Here is a 14,798-nt window from a genome sequence, read left to right as displayed (position 1 = left end):
AGGGCGTGGCTAAGGGGCGGCGGCGTGGCTTTCGCCCTGCTTTTGGGCGCGACGAATGCGCATGCGCAAGATTGCAATCCGGCGCTTGTCGAGGCGGCTCAAACTGTTCGCATCGAATATAATCCATTCGCGCTCAGCCCAACGCCGGGCGCCCTGGACGTGGCCCTGGAGAACAAGGGCGAGGGAGCGTGCGACCTACGACTTTCATTTACGGATGAGGCTGGCATTGAGGTGACGGACGTGAAGCTCGGCGGGGTAGGGGTTCGATTTCGCCCCCGTGAATCCTCGGGCGTTCAGGCGGCTGACGTCCAGAGGGGCGTCTTCCAATACCTTCTGGCGGCGGGGCAAAAGGGGGTGGCCCAAATGGACGCCGTCGTGGTGCAGGGCGCTGTCGCCGATGCCGGTGAATACGGCGTCGATCTGCGTCTGCTCATAAAAAACACTGACGGCGTCGAGCTGATCTCCCCTGTTCCCGTCCGTCTTGTCCTGCAGTCGACGCCTCGTGCCCAATTGAACCTGGCCGGCGCCGCGGGAGCGTTTGGTGAAGGGTCCAGCGTCGAGGTCGTTGATTTCGGCGAGGCGGCGACGGGTGCGACCCGTCGTATCTTTGTCCAGGTTCGGGCCAATGCCCCTTCCACTCTGACAATTAAGTCGGAGCACGGCGGGGTGATGCGCCGATTGGGAGACGTAGAGAACGCCACCGTCGTGCCCTATGGCGTGGAGCTTGATGGCGATCAGGTCGATCTAACCGCTCTTTGGACAAAAGAAATTGATCCTCCTCGCACCCTCTCGGGACTCGCCCTGCCCATGACTTTCATCTTGGGGCTCGTGAATGGTCAGATGGGCGGGAGGTACGAAGACTTGATTACCGTTGATATTTCGCCAAATTAACAAGTACCAATTTGGATAACGAAGATTAACGTTTAAGTTTTAAATCTCATTTCTAGGGTTATTTTTAAGTGATGGTTGTATGCCTTGATGGTAATGATTATTTTTTATTGATACATATCAAATGATGTCGAACTGGTTTGATAGCTTGCTGGCTAATACTTTGGCTTTGATCTGAGTTGAAACTATTATTTCTTAGAATTGTCTTGCTCTGTGTTCTTGTATGGCGAACCAATGCACCGGCAATGTGATTGCAGCTTGTAGGTGAGGGGCTGAGTCCGCCGATTCACGGGGCCGTCCGGAGCAGGGAAGCTATGATTAGTCAGGATATCGTCGGGGCGCCGGTTGGCATGCCTGATGACCATCTGCGGCGTGAAATGGGGGAGAGAGGCGGGGGCGCGCCCAGCGAGCGACGCTCCTTCGCAAGGCCGCCGATCACGAGGTCCATCCCTCGCTTTTCTGAGGCTGAGGTCTGGTTTGAAAATGATGAAACGGCGCGGTTTGTTCTGGACCTGAGCGGTCGCGTTCTGAGCAGCAACGCCGCTGCACGCGCCTTGGCCGCATGCGGAATGCTCGGGTCCGGAGGCGTGTTTATCTGCTCCTCACATCGCAATCGCCTCGAGTTGGACATGCTTCTCCAACGGCTTGCCGACGAGCACGAAAAAGCGGGTCGCATCCTGTTCCGCGCCGGAGACGACGCCTGGTGCATTCTGGATATTGCGACCGCGCCCGAAGCGCCAAATCGGGCTTTCGCATCGGTGCGCCCGGTCAAGCCGCTGGACGAAGGCAAGGTTGCAGCTGTGGGCGGTGTCTTTGGCCTGACGCGCGTCGAGAAATCCGTGCTTGTTCGACTGACCAGCGGCGAAGCGCCCAAGGACATCAGCCGCAAGATGGACATGTCCATACACACGGTCCGGTCCCACCTCCGCTCGATTTGCATGCGTATGGGCGTCAAGGGGATAAACGGCGTCCTTCGCCTCAGTTTCCTGATGGCCTGAAGCTGACGAAACCGCCGAGGACGGCAATAGGCTCTTTGATCGCAGTGAGCACACCGGCCTGAATAGCCAGGCTGGGTTGTGGGTAAGCGGAATGGCTGGCGCACGGCCCATGCGTCGTGCAGCACGAGAATGTCCCGACGCTATCGCGTCAGGTAAAGGGCGCCGGCACAGGCTGCCGGGCAGCGATGATGATGACGCCACGTCGCGGGTTCAGCAGCGGCCATATCTGTGATCTTCTCTAGGTCCTGCGACCGGCGAGCCTCAATATCCGGCGCCATCTTGGAGGCGTGCGGCGATTATCTGCGGCGGCGTCAGGACCCTCTGGCCGGCATCCGGGCTCTAGGGGGCGTTGATCGTGTCGATCCCCTCGTTTGACGGCGGCAAACCAGATCACAGCGACCCAGGGCGTTCCGACGCCTGACTACACGAAGACGTTGGCTCGCGCCCGGGAACGCTCAGCTCATCCAGGGTCTCATTCGGACCGTATCAGGCTCCGCCCGAAGATTCTCTCCAGACCCAGTGCACGACTGCAGTTTCCGAGTTCAATGATGACCCGTACGTCCCGCCTTACCGAACTCCGCCGGCTCCAACTCAATGCCGAAAACATGGCGAGGTTGTCGCCCTTCAAGGCTGATCGTGAGAGGTTCGCTAGGATCGCCGAGCGGTACAGACGAGAGGCTGATGCCCTGGAGCATGAAAGCGAGCCCGGGGCTACCTGCCGGTAGAAGGGCGCTTGAACGGCGGCCGAGGCGTTTGCCAGGTCGGCTGGCCGCGGGCGCCGACAGGGCGGCTCAGGCCTCGATCATGGTTGTGACCTTGGCCGCCAGATCCATCATCGCGAACGGCTTCGTCATGACCTCCATGCCGGGCTCCAGCAGTCCGTTGCCGACGGCGGCGTTCTCGGCATAGCCCGTGATGAAAAGGACCTTGAGCTCCGGGCGCCTCATGCGCGCGGCGTCCGCCACCTGACGCCCGTTCAGGCCGCCAGGAAGACCGACATCGGTGACCAGAAGATCGATACGGTGCTCGCTCTCCAGGATGCGCAAGCCCGAAGGCCCGTCGCCCGCTTCCAGCGTGGCGTAGCCATGCTCGCGCAGAACCTCTGCGACGAGGTTTCGAACAGAGGGCTCGTCGTCGATGACCAGCACGGTTTCACCATGACCGGACCCTGGCTCCGGACTCGCGACGAGCGGGTCTGGTTCGGCCAGACTTCCGTGATGGCGCGGCAGGTAGAGGCACATGGTGGTGCCCAGACCCGGTTCGGAATAGACGCGGATCTGTCCGCCGGACTGCCTCACGAAGCCGTGGATCATGGACAGACCCAGGCCGGTGCCCTGTCCGATCGGCTTGGTGGTGAAGAAGGGTTCGAAAATCCTCTCGATGATTTCGGGGGTCATCCCCGAGCCCGTATCCGTGACGCAGACGGAAATGTACTGCCCGGCGGCGAGATCGCGCTCGCGGGCATGACGATCGTCGAGCCACTTGTTCGCCGTTTCGATCGTCAGTCGTCCTCCGCCGGGCGCCATGGCGTCGCGGGCGTTGATGCAGAGGTTGAGCAAGGCGTTCTCAAGCTGGGATTGATCAATCTCGGTCAACCAGAGACCGCCTGCGCCGACGACCTCGAGGTCGATGGCAGGCCCGACTGTACGACGGATCAAATCCTCCATGCCGCCGATCAGGCGGTTCGCATCCGTCGGGCGAGGGGCCAGGGTCTGGCGGCGGGAAAAGGCCAGAAGGCGTTGGGTGAGGGTGGCCGCCCGCTGCGCGGCGCCCTGCGCCGCTTCGACGTAGCGCCCGATTTCGGCTCCGCGGCCTTGCGCCATCCGTTTGGCGATCAATTCCAGGCTGCCGGAAATACCGGCCAGAAGATTGTTGAAGTCGTGGGCGATGCCGCCCGTCAACTGACCGACAGCCTCCATCTTCTGGCTCTGACGCAAGGCGGCATGAGCGGACTGCAATTCTTCGGTCCGCGCCTCGACCCGGGCTTCGAGCGAGGCGTTGAGATCCGCCAGCGCTCTTTCAGCCCGTTTTTTCGCCGTCAGGTCCTTGAAGAGAACGGCGACCTGACGACCTCCGGCCGGTCCGACCTTGAAGGCGGCCAGTTCCAGCCATCGGCCGGTGGCTTCCAGTTCCTTTTCAAAACGGATCGGCGGGCCTGTTTGGAGCACGTCCCGATAAAGCGAAACCCAGCTGTCGGCCTCGGCCGGAACCATGTCGCGGACCCGGCGGCCGACCACGTCTCCGATCCCGGCGTGTTCGGCGTAGGCGGCGTTGGCTTCGACATGGACGTAGTCGCTGAGCGGCCCGTCGGGCCCATCGATGAATTCGATGACGCAAAACCCCTCGTCCATGGTGTCGAACAGGGTCTGGTAGCGTTGCTGGCTTTCGGAGCGCTCGGCTTCGGCGCGAAGACGTTCCAGGACGTTCCGGGTTCGGGCGGCTACATCCTGCAGGAAGTCCAGATCGAGTTGGCTCCAGGCGCGAGGGCGGGCGTCTGTGACGAACAGCATGGCGACCAGTTGGTCCCGCTCCAGCAGGGGCGCGGCTGCGAAGGCGTGGATGTCCGCAGCGGTCAGGGCGGCGGCCTCGCCGAGCGTGAGGGCGTCCTGAACGACATCGGCGACAGCGACGGCGCGCCCCTGGGCCAAGGTCGCGAATACCTCGGGATGCGCTCGCGGCGACCAGGCCAGCCTCGGCGGCTTCGCGCCGAGCGCCACGGTCCGATCCGGCTCAGACCCGCAAGGCTTCGCGCCCCTGTCGAGCGAGACATAGGCCGCCGCCAGGTTCAGAGTTTCGCCGACGACGCGAGCGGCGGCGGCCGGGATCTGCTCCGGGTGGTCCAGGGCGGTGAGTTCGTCGTGCAGGCGGAGCAGGGCGGCTTGCCTGATCTCGACCTGCTTGCGCTCGCTGATGTCGAAGCTGACGCCCGGAAGACGGCGGAGACGTCCCTCGGCGTCAAAGACGCACCGCCCCTCGGCGACGACCCACATCGTTTCGCCATCGGGCTGGACCAGACGGTATTCTTCGCTGAAGGCCGAGCGGGCCTCAATGGCCCGCGCAATCGCCGCCTGGACCGCCGGAAGATCCTGGGGATGGATGGCGCTGAAGAAGACCTCGAGCGGAGCGCCTTCTCGGGCGACAACGGGATCGACGCCGTAGAGACGGGCGAAGCGTTCATCGGCGCGGACGAGGTCGGAAGCGATGTCCCAATCCCACGCCCCGACGCCGCGACCGGCCGACAGCGCCAGCTCGAGCCGTTCAACCGCCTCGGCCTCGTGAGCGGCGAGACGGATGCGTTCGGTGATTTCGGAGACGAAGACCATGACGCCGGCGGGCTGGCCGCTTTCATCGGGGACGGGAGCGTAGTGGAGGTCAAGCCAGGCGGATTCCGGACCGGCTCCCCGATCCAGCACCAGCTCCTGCCGCTCAAGCGACCAGGACTGTCCTGCGAGGCCGCGTCGAATATTGGCGTCGTTGAAATCCGCGATTTCAGGCCAGCCCTCGCGGGCGCCCATGCCCAGGAGCTCAGGATGCCTCTTGCCGGCGAAACGCGCATAGCCGTCATTGTAGAGGAGGACGCCCGACGCGCCCCAGAGCAGAACCATGGGGTTCGGGGCAGCGATCATCATGCCGACCATGGTGGTCAGACTCTGCGGCCATGCAGACCTGGCGCCGAGCGGCGTCGTCGACCAGTCATGATCCCGGATGAGCCGGGCCATTTCGCCCGGACCATTCAGGAAGCTCGTGTCTGCAGCCGTGTGAATCACAAATCCCCCTGATCGCGCGCGACCGTGCGTCTACGTGGTTTCGCCGATCAGGCTGTCGAAAGCTCTCGCCACATTCTCCAGGGTGTAGGGCTTTTGAACGATCGGGCGCCCCCTGTGTTCGATCGGCGGGTTTGCCTGTTCGCCGTAGCCGGTCGCGAAGATGAAGGGAACGCCGACCTCGGCCAGCCTGTCGGCGATCGGATAGCTGTGCCGGTCGCCGAGATTGATGTCCAGCATGGCCACGGTGGGCCGAGCGGCGTCGATGAATTCGAGCGCGCCCTCCACGGTGGCGGCCGTGGTGACGGAGGCCGCGCCCAGGCGATGGGCGATATCCTCGGCGTCCAACGCGATGATCAGACTGTCCTCGACCAGCAGAATGTCGTGATTGGCCAGGACCGCGTCCGGAACGAGCTGGGGGTGGCCGATGGCGGGACGCGGGTATTTGATCGTCTTGGCGCCGTCCGTGGAGCGCGGTTCCGACAGATGGCGCGCCGGGATGCGGAACACGGCGTGCACGCCCCCTGGCTCATAGGCGACATCGGCCGAGCCGCCGAGATCATAGGGAACCGACCGGCTTATGATGGTGGTGCCGAAGCCCTGGCGCGTGGGCGGGGTCACCGGCGGTCCGCCGATTTCCCGCCACTCCATGATCAGGTCCCCGGCCGCATTGCGGCTCCAGCCGATCACCACCCGCCCGTCCTGGGCCGAAAGACTGCCGTACTTGTTGGAGTTTGTGACCAGTTCGTGCAGGACCAGAGCCATGGTCGAGTAGGCGTTCGGGTTCAGGAGAACCGGTTCTCCCTGAAGCGTGATGCGTCCTCGCTCATCGACGAAGGCGGCCGCTTCCGCGTCGATCAGCGCCTGGAGCGGCGCAGGTCCCCAGTGGTCGTCGGTGATCTGGTTATGGGCGCGCGCCAGGGCGTGGATGCGTCCGTCCACGACCTTGACGAAGTCGGCGATGCTGGCGCTGGTCGGCTCCGATTGGCGGATCAATCCCCGTATCAGGCCCAGAATATTGCGCACCCGATGATTGAGCTCCGCAATCAGCAGCTCTTGGCGAGCGCTGGATTGCTGGCGCTCGGCGGAGGCTTCGTCGGCGAGACGCAAGACGACCTCGATGAGGGTCGCCCGCAAGGTTTCCGCCACCCGGATTTCTGAGGCCGTGAACGGCTGGGATCGTCCCTCGACCAGCTCTTTCCATTCCGCAAAGCTCTCGCGCGGCGTCAGGCGAGGGCCGTTCGGGCCAAAACTCACCGGCTTGTGCGGGTCGCCGCCCCAGCGCACGGAATGGACCAGCTCCCGGCGGAAGAGGATGACGTAATCGCGCGGCGAGCGAGAGATGGGAATGGCCAGCAGGCCGGCCGCACCCGACGCGAAGGCGCGCGCCTCCGGGACCAGCGCCCCGATGTGATCCGTAGCGAACACGCGGCCGGCGGCCGTGCCGTTCAGCGCGCGCACGATGCGACGGAAATCCTCCAGAGGGGGCGTCTCGCCGGAAAAGGCGTGGTTGCCGCCCAGCCAAACGCCGACGCCGTCGGCCGGTATGGCGTGGGTGAGAATGTCTGCGAGCCAGTCAGGATCCTTCAACAGGGTTTCGTCCGACGCCACGGCGCCCAACAACTGATCGGAAATGTCTCGCGCGCGACGTTCGTACTCGACGGTCTCCTTACGCTCGCGGCTTTCCAGGCGCATGGAGAACATCTGGGCGAACAACTCGCTGACCGATCGCCGCTCGAAGGTGGGGCGGCGCGCGGCGTAGTGATGGCAGGCGAACAGACCCCAGAGCTTGCCGTCCACGATGATGGAAATCGACAGCGAGGCGCCGACGCCCATGTTCTTGAGATATTCAATGTGGATCGGTGAGACCGAGCGAAGCGTCGATAGGGAAAGATCGAGCGGGCGGCCGTCCTGGTTGCGCGCGGGAATGATGGGCACCGGCACGGCGTTCACGTCCGTGATCAATCTCAGGAGATTGCGCCGGTACAGTTCCCGCGCCTGGGCGGGGATGTCGGTCGCTGGATAGCGAAGCCCCATGAACCGACCGATGCCGGACCGAGCCGCTTCAGCCACGACCTCGCCGGACCCGTCCTCGGCGAACCGGTAGACCATCACCCGGTCATAGCCGAGCAGGGCGCGAACCTGTCGGGCGCCTTCTCTGTAGAAGGCGGGAAAATCCGCTGCCTGATCCAGTCGCGACATCATGGATCGGACGGCGCCGCTGGCGTCGCCGTGTTCCCCGGACGCCGGCTCGGCTTCAATCACGACCTCCCCGGCGGAGACATGAACCGCGACGTCGAAGGCCGGGCCGCCGTCCACGAGCACGCAGCTGAAGAGGCGTTCGACAGCGTCGCGGCCGCCCAGCATGGCGACACGGTTGCGCAGGTCGTGAACCGCCTTGGGCGTGAACAGGTCCTGGATCAAAGCTCCAACCATGGCCTCCGGCGACTGATCGAGGAAATCCCCGATGTTCGCGGAGACGCGCGCCACCTGCCAGTCGGCGGTTAAAGCGACCAGGAAGCCGATCGGTTGGATGGCTCCGGGGATGTGTATGGGTTCGCGATCGCAATTGGTCAGGTCGACCGAGGCGGCGGGGGTCGTCACTTTCGGTCGGCTCCGGGATAGGCGCGTGCGGCGTTTTCGAACACGGCGAACACCGAACAGGCCGCCCTTGCGGCGCTGTCGAAGCGGTCCGGCGAACTAAGCCGTTCATCAAGAACAGAGGCTAATGCGCGCCAGGCGGCCGGGTTCCCGGACGAGAGGAAGGATTTCGGAAGGCCATCGGGAACCGAGCGGATGAGAACGGCGCCGCCGAGACGAGAGCCTTCAAGGACATAGATTGCGCCCAGGACCTCCGCCTCTCCGCGAAAAGGCGTGACCTGGGCCGGTTCAGGAAAGGTCAGGCCCATCAGGTTCAGGTCGGATCGCAGCGCCATTGTGCGGCGCCGTTCATGCCAGTCCGGCAGATGGGTTTCGGCGTCGGCTTCATCGAGAGCGGCCTCGACGCCCATGAAGGCGCCGGCCTGCGCCTGGAGAAAGGCGCCATAGTCGGCGCGACAGGTCAGATCATAGCGAGACATCCATCCGTCCAGGCGGTCATGGGCGGCGGCGGTGGCCGCCTTGAGCTTGAAGCGCGCGCTGATTGCGGGGGCCGGTCCAGAGGAATTGAGCAGGCTGGCTTCCTTTCCGTTTTCCAGGGGGCACCCACTATTGGGAACGCCCTCGTTCGAGCGTCTAACGGTTTATCAAAGGCTTGACCGGAACAAGGCCGGAACCTCGCCGGCCGTTGCCTCGCAGGGATGTTTAGAAGGCGATCGGCGGAGATGCTCCGAAAAGCGGAAAGCGGCGGCGCTGTGTGTCCGTGACCAGGGACAGGGCCGCGTTTCTGGCCGTGAGTTTGACACTCGCACCTCGAGGGACTGCCGTAGATGACAAGGCGTTCGTTCCCCTGTGAACACGGGGCGCGGTGTGATCCTTTAGTTGAACGTCCACCGAAGCATCTTCGGGCAGCTGGTCCCCGCCATCGGCAATACTGGTCAGACCTCGAACACACGATAGGGAAGGGCACCCAGGGTCCGCAGAACGGGCAAGGCGACATTGTAGACGGGGACGCCCCGTGCCGTGCGGCCTTCAGGCGCGCCGCGGTGAGCATGGCCGTGGACCACCAGTCTGACGTTCTCGTAGCGATCCACGACCTCCCCCAGGCGAGAGGAGCCGAGGAAGGGGTGAATCTCCGGCGGCTCGCCGATCACCGTGTCCACGATTGGCGCGTAGTGCAGCAGCACCACGCTGCGTTCGGTACGAAGGGTGCGGATGGAATTCTCGATCAGGTTGGCGTCTTCGACCGCCTCCTGGACGAATTGCTTGATCGAAGCCTCTCCGAACGAACTGAGCATGTAACGACCGAAGCCGCCGACGAAGCCCTTGCCGCCGGCGAAACCGACGCCCCCGATCTCATAGGACTCTCCGGTCAGCATCCTGACGCCCGCCTCGGACATCAGTCGGGCGACTTCGTCGGGCTGGCCGCATTCATGCTCATGATTGCCGAGAACCCCAACCATGGGGATGCGGCAGGCGCGCAGGTCTTCGAGCAGGTTCTCGACCTCGCCTGTCTTGCCGAAGTTGACCAGGTCGCCGCAAAGGCAGAGGACGTCGGCGTCTTCGTGAACGCGGTCGAAGAGGTCGCGATAGACACGGTGTGAAGTCTCGCCGACGTGAAGGTCCCCAACGGCGGCGATACGCAGCTTCCTTCCCGGTCCGGCCTCCATGCCGGGTTGAGGCGTCTGGATGTCAGGCGACGGGGTCATGGCGTTCCTCCAGGCCCTTGCCGACAACGTCGCCGAAGCCCCATTCGCTGATGTCGGCGATATAGTCGCGAGGGCTGAACAGACGGCCACGACAGACCCTGACGCGCGGCGCGGGCAGATCGACCTGGGCCTGAAGCCGTTCCAGGAGCTCGGTCATCAGCCATGCCGGCACACGGCCGCGCTCTGTGGGATAGGCGAAGCGGAAGTTCAGGAGATGGGCCATCAGGACCTCCCAATAGAGGTCCATCTGATCCAGCATGGACTTCCAGTCGATGGCGTCGGACTGCTTCAGGATGACGTGGTTCACGTCGGCGCCGTCGTATCGATACCGATCCTGGATGAAGACCTTGGACAGGATCAGGGCTGTCGGCGACGTGATCATGACCTCATGGCCGTAGACCGTGATCCGGTCCTCGCCAAACCAGCTGTCCGACACCGCGATGGTGCCGTTCGACATGGCGAAGATGACGTCGAAGAAGTGCTTGTCGTCCTTCCAGACCTTGGCGATCCAGCGCTCGTCCTCAACATCCGTCCGGTAACCACGGGCCTGGAAGTAGGCGAGAATGCGAGGGTAATCGCCTGGCTTGCAAAAGACGTCCAGGTCCTTGGTGGGACGGCGGATGCCGGTGTAGGCCGTCACCGCATAGGTGCCGGAGAGCAGGAAAGGCACGCCGGATTCCTTCAAAAGCCGCAGGCTCTCCTCGTAAAAGGCCATGGCCTCGGGCGGAGGTTCAAATGCGGGCTCGGCGACGGTGTCAGACATGCAGCGGGGTTCCTGAACAAGGTCAGGGAAACGGAGGCGCAAAGGCGAGGGTTCCCTCCCGGCAAGCTCTGACCAAAACCGGCATGGTCGATGATCAGCGCCTCCTCGCGGGACGCCGCTCGCCGTCTGAGAAAGCGCGCCCGCCGCGATCGAAACCGGTCGAAGCGCCATCGGGCTCAACTGACCAAACCCATTCTGCCGAGCGGTTGAACCATCTCGCGGCCAAGCAGTTAGCCAAAGCCAGGCTTTAGGGAGAGGGCGACATGACCATCGATGAGCGATCCGGCGGGGTGGTTCGACCCCTGCACCGCATATTGCTGGCTTTTCCAATCAGCCTCTTCACCTTCGCCCTGTTCACCGACATCGCCTATCTGAAGACGGCGGAGATTCAGTGGACGAACTTCACGGCCTGGCTGATCACCGGGGCGTTGGTGTTCGGCGGGATCGCAGGCGTCTTCTCCATCATCGATTATGTCGTTCGCGCGCGGCGGGGTCGGTCCCGCCTCAGCCTGATCCATCTGGTTGCGCTGGCCCTGGCCTGGGTGCTGGGGCTGGTCAACGCCTTCAAGCACAGCCAGGACGCGTGGAGCTCGGTCGGCGCTTTTGGCCTGATCCTGTCCCTCCTATGCACATTGCTGGTCATGATCGCCGGCTGGATCGCCTATTCCGCGCGGGAGACCATCTGATGGACAAGAACCTGCTCGCCGCCAGCGCCGCGACCCTTGCAATGGCTCTAACGGTCGCGTCCTGCGGCAACGCCAGCGATCCCAAGCTGAGCCAGACCGGACAGAATCCTGATCTGCCCAAGGTGAACGAGACCCTGGTCCCAGCGATGAAGATCAGTCCGCCCGCCGGATGGAACGGCGAGACGCCCACCGTTCCGCAGGGCTTTACCGTCAGCGCCTTCGCGACCGACCTGAAGATCCCGCGTCAGATGCTGGTCCTGCCGAACGGCGACGTGCTGGTGGCCGAGGGGCGGGGCGGTCACGCGCCGCCCTTGCGCCCCAAGGACGTGATCGCCGGTTTCATCAAGAAGCAGGGCAACACCAAGATCAGCGGCGGCGACCGTATCACCCTGCTGCGCGACGCCGATAACGACGGCGTCCCCGAACTGCGCGCCGTCCTGGTCGATAATCTGGATGCGCCATACGGTCTGGCCTATGTCGAGGGCTACCTATACGTCGCCGAGCAGGGCGCGCTGACCCGTTTCGCCTTCCAGCCGGGCCAGACCGGTATCGCGACCCCGCCCGAGCGGGTCACGGCTCTGCCCTCGCGCGTGAATCACCACTGGACCAAGTCCCTGGCCGTCAGCGCGGACGGCGCCAAATTCTATGTCGGCATCGGCTCCAACTCCAATATCGGCGAACGTGGGATGGCCCTGGAAGAGGAACGGGCCGTTGTATGGGAAATCGACCGCGCGACCGGGGCGCGTCGCACGATCGCCACCGGTATCCGCAACCCGACCGCTCTGGCGATCGAACCGACCACCGGACTCCTGTGGTCAGTCGTCAACGAGCGTGACGAACTGGGTCCTCAACTGGTGCCCGACTACCTGACCCAGGTCCGCGACGGCGCCTTCTACGGCTGGCCCTACAGCTATTGGGGCCAGAACGTCGATCCGCGCGTGAGGCCGCAAAAGCCGGACATGGTCGCCAGGGCCGTCAAGCCCGACTACGCCCTGGGCTCGCACGTCGCGGCGCTTGGTCTTGATTTCGCGCGCAGCGGCGGCTTCGGCGGCCCGTACGCCGACGGCGCTTTCATCGGCATGCATGGGAGCTGGAACCGTCAGGACCCGTCCGGGTACAAGGTCGCCTGGGTCCCGTTCAGCGGCGGCCGCCCCGCGGGACAGCCCATCGATTTCGCCACCGGCTTCCTCAAGGACGGCGAGGCCCGCGGCCGTCCGGTCGGCGTGGCCTTTGACCCGACGAAACGAATACTTCTGGTCGCAGACGACCTGTCCAACACGGTCTGGCGGATCGCCCCCTCGCGGTGAGGGCGTCACGGTCGCGAAGCAGGATTGAACCGTCGCCGTTCCGGGTCGTTAGCCGACTATGACGATGACGCCCTGGACGCCCTATTGCGGGCCCGCGCCCGATCCCGTGGATGTGCTGGGACGCTGGAACGGCGATCCGGTGCTTCTGACGGTGCTGGCGGTTTTCATCGCGGCTGGTGTCTTCCTGACGATGAAGCGGCACCCCGGATCGCCGTTCTTGCTGGGTGCGGCGGGGGTGCTGGTTCTCGTCTTCATCTCGCCGCTGTGCGCACTGAGTTCAGCCCTGTTCACGGCTCGTACGCTGCACCATCTGTTGCTCCTGCTCGCTGCGGCGCCCTTGGCGGCTCTGTGGCTGCCCAGGCTGAGGGCGCCGCGACTGGCCGTGGCGACGGCTGTTCAGGCCGTCGTCTTCTGGGCCTGGCACGCGCCTGATCTCTATGCTGCGGCCCTGTCGAACGATCTGCTCTATTGGGTCATGCAACTGACCATTCTGGGCAGCGCCGTCTGGTTCTGGGCGGCGGTGCGGGCGTCCAACGCGGCCGCCGCCGTGGCGGGCCTGCTGGCGGCCATGCTGCTGATGGGCTTGCTGGGGGCGCTCATCGTGTTTGCGGGTGAGCCATTGTATGCGCCGCACTTCGCCACGACCCTGGCCTGGGGCATGACCCCGCTGGAGGATCAGCAGGCGGCGGGCCTGATCATGTGGGCACCCGCGGCGGCGGCCTATCTCCTGGTCGCGCTCTGGCGGATCAGCGAGCTGTTCAGGAGCGGGGAGGCGGCGCGTCCGGCATGATTGACCGGTTGATCGCACAGGCGCTGGAATGGGCGGCGGGCCATCACGACGAAGGCCGCTATTCGCCGGTCGCCATCGTCTTTCACTGGACCATGGCGGGCCTGGTCTTCTTCCAGCTCGGTTGGGGCTGGTGGATGGGGCGGCTGCCGGTGGGCGGGGCCAAGGCGGCGGCCTATGACGTGCATTTCGCCATCGGCCTGCTGATGCTGCTGCTGGTCATCGGTCGGCTGTCCTGGCGACTGGCGGCGCCCAATCTGATCAATGACGCGGATAAGCCGGGCTGGGAGAGCCTGGCGGCGCACATCACCCACTATGTCTTCTATATCTGCCTGTTCGGTCTGCCGCTGTCAGGATGGGCGATGATCTCCGCCACCGCGCGAGACACCCAGCTGGCTGCGGCGGGTTTTATCCCCTGGCCCTTGCTGCCGATGCAGGAGGTCTCCAACACCCAGCGATGGGCGATCGAGGCCGGGGCCGAATGGATGCATTGGGCCATGGTGGCTGCCTTGCTGCTGATGATCCCGATCCATGCGGGGGCGGCGCTCAAGCACCATCTGATCGATCGGGACGGCGTGTTTCACGCGATGCTGCCGGTCGCGCCGCAGCTGCGGCCGAAACGGACGCGCTGGCAGAGGCGCTGGCGGGCGTTGGAGAGACGGATTGGCCGGACAACCACTGGGCTATGGCGCGCGCTTCTGCGTCCGTCAGCCTCTGGACAGCGGCGGCCATGACGCCGCGTGGATCGTTGCGGCGCTTGCCGGATTTCCAGCGGTCGATCTGCTCCAGGGTGTAGGCGACAGGCTGGCCGGCCACGATCGGTTGCCCTTCGCCCGCGCCCTGTCCATTGGGGCCGTGACAGGATGAGCAGGCCGTGACGCCGCGAGAGGCATCGCCCGTCCGCCAAACCGGCGGAGGCGTGGCGACGGAAGGGGAAGCCCTCGTTGACGTCGACGACGGCAATCCGGCGTAAAAGAGGGCGACGGCACGACGGCTGTCGGGATCGAGCCCCTTGGCGACGCGGCTCATCACATCATCCGGCCGTAGGCCGCTGGCGTAGTCCTCCATCTGTTTTTGCAGATAGCCGGCGTCCAGCCCGGCCAGGCGCGGGGTCGAGACGCCGTCGCCCTGGCCCTGAAGTCCATGACAGGTGAAGCAGGCGTTCGCCGCTCCGCCCGCGCCGCCGCTCATGGCGATGACCTTTCCCGAGGACGAGAAGGCGCGGTCGGTTTCGCCGGGCGTGGCGTCGCACGCGACAAGTGCGGGGCCAGTCAGGAGGAGGCCGAGAAGCGTGAGGG

The 14,798-nt window shown here is 64.6% G+C and carries 11 protein-coding genes and 1 pseudogene; 6 read left to right on the top strand and 6 right to left on the bottom strand.

Features of this window, described 5'->3' with window-relative positions; translation table 11 throughout:
- The first annotated feature begins 24 nt into the window (after window positions 1-24).
- Window positions 25-891, top strand: a complete 867-nt coding sequence (locus tag HX774_RS05490) for a hypothetical protein (protein WP_178824951.1) — start codon at window positions 25-27, stop codon at window positions 889-891.
- A gap of 311 nt (window positions 892-1,202) precedes the next feature.
- A complete protein-coding gene (locus tag HX774_RS05485; RefSeq protein ID WP_178824949.1) occupies window positions 1,203-1,886 on the top strand; it encodes a LuxR C-terminal-related transcriptional regulator in 684 nt (227 codons plus the stop codon).
- Between the two features lie 791 nt (window positions 1,887-2,677).
- On the opposite strand, the gene HX774_RS05480 is transcribed toward HX774_RS05485, so the two are convergent.
- From HX774_RS05480 to HX774_RS05460, 5 genes are all read right to left on the bottom strand, one after another.
- A complete protein-coding gene (locus tag HX774_RS05480) occupies window positions 2,678-5,605 on the bottom strand; it encodes a PAS domain-containing protein (RefSeq protein ID WP_178824947.1) in 2,928 nt (975 codons plus the stop codon).
- Window positions 5,606-5,683: 78 nt separating this feature from the next.
- On the bottom strand, window positions 5,684-8,254 hold the full coding sequence (locus HX774_RS05475) for an HWE histidine kinase domain-containing protein (RefSeq protein WP_178824945.1): 2,571 nt from the start codon (window positions 8,252-8,254) through the stop codon (window positions 5,684-5,686).
- On the bottom strand, window positions 8,251-8,661 hold the full coding sequence (locus tag HX774_RS05470; RefSeq protein WP_178824943.1) for a biliverdin-producing heme oxygenase: 411 nt from the start codon (window positions 8,659-8,661) through the stop codon (window positions 8,251-8,253). Before HX774_RS05470 ends, HX774_RS05475 begins: the two co-directional genes overlap by 4 nt.
- Before the next feature lie 525 nt (window positions 8,662-9,186).
- Complete coding sequence (locus HX774_RS05465) at window positions 9,187-9,957, bottom strand: metallophosphoesterase (protein WP_178824941.1); 771 nt, start codon at window positions 9,955-9,957, stop codon at window positions 9,187-9,189.
- A complete protein-coding gene (locus HX774_RS05460) occupies window positions 9,941-10,720 on the bottom strand; it encodes a hypothetical protein (protein ID WP_114817696.1) in 780 nt (259 codons plus the stop codon). The genes HX774_RS05465 and HX774_RS05460 overlap by 17 nt, the downstream gene beginning before the upstream one ends.
- Window positions 10,721-10,983: 263 nt before the next feature.
- Here HX774_RS05460 and HX774_RS05455 point away from each other — a divergent pair, with 263 nt between their 5' ends.
- The 4 genes from HX774_RS05455 (at window position 10,984) to HX774_RS05440 (ending at window position 14,234) form a co-directional block, all read left to right on the top strand.
- Window positions 10,984-11,406 (top strand): DUF2231 domain-containing protein, encoded by a 423-nt coding sequence (locus HX774_RS05455; RefSeq protein ID WP_178824939.1) that lies wholly within the window; start codon window positions 10,984-10,986, stop codon window positions 11,404-11,406.
- Window positions 11,406-12,713 carry a sorbosone dehydrogenase family protein gene (locus HX774_RS05450; protein ID WP_178824937.1) on the top strand — a complete coding sequence of 436 codons (1,308 nt, stop codon included), beginning with the start codon at window positions 11,406-11,408 and terminating at the stop codon, window positions 12,711-12,713. The genes HX774_RS05455 and HX774_RS05450 overlap by 1 nt, the downstream gene beginning before the upstream one ends.
- Before the next feature lie 64 nt (window positions 12,714-12,777).
- A complete protein-coding gene (locus tag HX774_RS05445) occupies window positions 12,778-13,503 on the top strand; it encodes a cytochrome c oxidase assembly protein (RefSeq protein WP_114817705.1) in 726 nt (241 codons plus the stop codon).
- Window positions 13,500-14,234 carry a cytochrome b gene (locus HX774_RS05440; RefSeq protein ID WP_178824935.1) on the top strand — a complete coding sequence of 245 codons (735 nt, stop codon included), beginning with the start codon at window positions 13,500-13,502 and terminating at the stop codon, window positions 14,232-14,234. Before HX774_RS05445 ends, HX774_RS05440 begins: the two co-directional genes overlap by 4 nt.
- Here the strand turns inward: HX774_RS05440 and HX774_RS20375 are convergent.
- Window positions 14,230-14,691: pseudogene (locus HX774_RS20375) on the bottom strand (cytochrome c); the annotation flags it as partial. The gene HX774_RS05440 and the pseudogene HX774_RS20375 overlap by 5 nt on opposite strands.
- Window positions 14,692-14,798: the final 107 nt, after the last annotated feature.

The sequence above is a fragment of the Brevundimonas sp. P7753 genome, assembly GCF_013386595.1.
GTDB lineage: Bacteria > Pseudomonadota > Alphaproteobacteria > Caulobacterales > Caulobacteraceae > Brevundimonas > Brevundimonas bullata.
This window is presented reverse-complemented; position numbering and strand designations above follow the sequence as displayed.